General features: G+C 52.9%; 3 protein-coding genes and 1 pseudogene. 1 reads left to right on the top strand and 3 read right to left on the bottom strand.

Features of this window, described 5'->3' with window-relative positions; translation table 11 throughout:
• Positions 1-124 precede the first annotated feature (124 nt).
• Together lptB and ACXJ5O_RS24205 are read right to left on the bottom strand one after the other, a co-directional pair.
• Positions 125-853, bottom strand: a pseudogene (lptB, locus tag ACXJ5O_RS24210) (LPS export ABC transporter ATP-binding protein); the annotation flags it as partial.
• Between the two features lie 106 nt (positions 854-959).
• Entirely contained in the window at positions 960-1,532 is a 573-nt protein-coding gene (locus ACXJ5O_RS24205; protein WP_457302130.1) for an LptA/OstA family protein, read from the bottom strand.
• Between ACXJ5O_RS24205 and ACXJ5O_RS24200 the strand changes: the two genes are divergently transcribed.
• Entirely contained in the window at positions 1,531-1,659 is a 129-nt protein-coding gene (locus tag ACXJ5O_RS24200; RefSeq protein ID WP_457302129.1) for a hypothetical protein, read from the top strand. The two genes, ACXJ5O_RS24205 and ACXJ5O_RS24200, sit on opposite strands and share 2 nt — an antisense overlap.
• On the opposite strand, the gene lptC is transcribed toward ACXJ5O_RS24200, so the two are convergent.
• Complete coding sequence (gene lptC / locus ACXJ5O_RS24195) at positions 1,651-2,388, bottom strand: LPS export ABC transporter periplasmic protein LptC (protein ID WP_457302128.1); 738 nt, start codon at positions 2,386-2,388, stop codon at positions 1,651-1,653. The genes ACXJ5O_RS24200 and lptC overlap by 9 nt on opposite strands.
• Between the last annotated feature and the right edge of the window lie 102 nt (positions 2,389-2,490).

Raw genomic sequence — 2,490 nt, 5'->3', positions numbered from 1 at the left:
GAACAGGCCTAATCCTTGCTTGTCAATCACAAGCAAGGGAAAAACGTGTTGGCGCGGCAATTTTCAATCTAAAGACGTAGAGGAAATGCTATTTCTTGCGAATGAAATCCCGAAAATGGGAAAATCAGAGCTTGAACTGATCCCCAAGGTAAAGTCGTCGAACGTCCTGATTGGCAATAATTTCATCCGGTCGACCGTGGGTAAGCACTTGTCCTGCATGGATGATATAGGCCCTGTCGATCAGCTTCAGGGTCTCACGGACATTATGGTCGGTGATCAGCACACCAATGCCMCGACCGGTCAGATGACGCACCAGTTGCTGTATATCCGCAACGGCAATCGGATCCACACCTGCAAAGGGTTCGTCCAGAAGCATGAAATTAGGGCGAGACGCCAGGGCGCGGGCGATTTCCAGCCGTCGGCGTTCGCCACCTGACAGGGAAAGCGCGGGAGCCTTGCGCAGGTGAGCGATGTGAAATTCCTCAAGCAATGAGTCGAGCTCCTGAGCGCGAGCACTCCGATCTTTCTCGACAACCTCAAGGACGGCCTTGATATTGTTTTCAACCGAAAGACCGCGGAAAATCGAGGCTTCCTGCGGCAGGTAGCCGATACCCAGCCGAGAACGGCGATACATCGGCATCGTCGTTACGTCGAAACCATCGATTTCTATCGTGCCCTTGTCGACCGGGACCAGACCAGTCACCATGTAGAAACATGTCGTCTTGCCGGCGCCATTGGGGCCTAGGATACCAACGGCTTCGCCGGCGCGCACCCCAAAGGAAACACCGTTGACGACCTGGCGGCCATTGTAGCTCTTGGTGATGCCACGTGCGACAAGCGTGCCTTTCATACGGTCGACGGCCGCAGGGTCAGCAGGACGCATTTCCTGAGAGATGGTAGAGTCAGGCCGAGCGGAAAGCTTGCTGGAAGAGCGACGCGAAAACAAGGACACTATAGGCTCAGTTCTTCGGCGCGTTCTTGGGAGCCACAACGATAGAGACACGACCTGTCTGACCACTCTTGCAGCTTTCAAGCTGGGCCTCGCCCGTTTTAAGCTGCGCTGTCAGCTTGCAGCCGACGGCAACATTGTCGCCTTGGGAAAGAACAACCTTGTTGCCAGTCAAAACCAGCACTTCCGTTTTCATATCGAAAGTGCCGTGATCACCAGTGGCGACCTGATCTTCGGATTTGACGTAGACCTTGTCGTTGACCTCTAGATGATCGATGTCCTGGGCTCCGGCACCAGTCACTCCCGTGGTCTTTGGCGCGTCAGCACCCGTTGTGTCTTTGCCGGTTGTGTCTTTGCCGGTCGCGTCTTTCTTGGGGCCCTTGACGTAATAAACAATCATTGAACCCGCCTTCAGAAGCGTGGCACCTTGTACGACGGTCACATTGCCTGTGAAGGTAGCAGTGCCCTCATTGTCATGTACAACAAGCTTGTCAGCATCGATCTGGATCGGCTGGTCGCCTGACAATTTTATTCCGGTTGTTGCTGTGGCAGCATCCTGCGCGACGACGGGAGCAATCATCATGGACGATGCCAACAGGCCCAACGCAACGGTCGAAATGCTGATCAGTTTTGCCCCGCACGACATCGTCTTCTCTCCTAAATCCGGGATTTCCCTTGAAATCAGCAATAATCCCCAGACGTTACTCTGACGATTTGATTTCCTTGTCACCTTCTTGCAGCTTTGTAGGCAGAATGACAAGCCTTACCCGCTTTTCAAAAGTCATTACCTTACCGCTTTCGGTAATTTRCATACTGTCCGCGGTTATACTCGACTTGCTATTTTTTACGCTGACTGGATCGTCCGTCGACATCGTGTTGCCGGCTATATCTATATTAGCCGATTGCAGCAGGGCAGTAATGCCATCGGATGTTGTCAAGCTTATGGCGCTGTCGAGCTTCAACTGCCGGTTCGCATTGTCGTATACACCCGATTTCGCAGTGACCTGCGCGCGCAGTTCCTTGCCAATCGGAATTTCCGCACTAATCCCCTCCAGCGAGATCACATTGCTGTTGCCTACGTCCTGCAATGCCTTTACGGCGCTCATTTTGTAGGGAAGCTTGTCCTTCGTAAATCCGTCAAGTTTCGGGTTGGTCATGACAAGTTTGCCGTTTTCCATCCCGGCATTATCAAGCGAAATATTGCTCGGCACACTCGATGTGGAAAAGAAAKTGAACCAGGAAAAAACAGCGGCACCGATCAACGCGACCGCAGGCAAGGCAAACTTCAAAAACCGGACGCGCCGAGAGTGGCGTTCCGCAGCACGAAACACCATGGAGTCTTTGTCAGAGCCAGCGAACTGCCGAGCGACCTCAGCATGATGGTCGGCGTCGGCGGTGGCATCGCGCCCCGCATGTGGATCGTTTCTTTCGATGGACATAGGTCTGGTTGTGTTTACCGATTACAATATAATGGCTAGTTGAACGCCAATATGGTTATTTTTCGATGAAATGGACAAGTACCTGTCGCACAAGTTGCACTC

Source organism: Phyllobacterium sp. P5_D12, from assembly GCF_054049495.1.
This window is presented reverse-complemented; position numbering and strand designations above follow the sequence as displayed.